Source organism: Halomonas sp. SIMBA_159 (assembly GCF_046536035.1).
GTDB classification, from domain to species: Bacteria; Pseudomonadota; Gammaproteobacteria; order Pseudomonadales; family Halomonadaceae; genus Vreelandella; species Vreelandella venusta_A.
The window spans coordinates 1-276 of sequence record NZ_JAWJBT010000453.1 but is presented as its reverse complement, the minus strand read 5'-3'; the positions used below and the strand labels follow the sequence as shown (position 1 = coordinate 276).

Genomic DNA, 276 nt, shown 5'->3' with positions numbered 1-276 from the left:
ATGAAGTCGGAATCGCTAGTAATCGTGGATCAGAATGCCACGGTGAATACGTTCCCGGGCCTTGTACACACCGCCCGTCACACCATGGGAGTGGGCTGCACCAGAAGTAGATAGCTTAACCTTCGGGAGGGCGTTTACCACGGTGTGGTTCATGACTGGGGTGAAGTCGTAACAAGGTAGCCCTAGGGGAACCTGGGGCTGGATCACCTCCTTACCTAAAGACTGTGTCTTTGATGCAGTGTCCACACAGATTGCTTGGTCGAAATAGTTAAAAGA

General features: G+C 51.8%; 1 rRNA gene. It reads left to right on the top strand.

The features are described from left to right. Positions 1–214, top strand: a 16S ribosomal RNA gene (locus R0J87_RS19990); the annotation flags it as partial. Between the last annotated feature and the right edge of the window lie 62 nt (positions 215–276).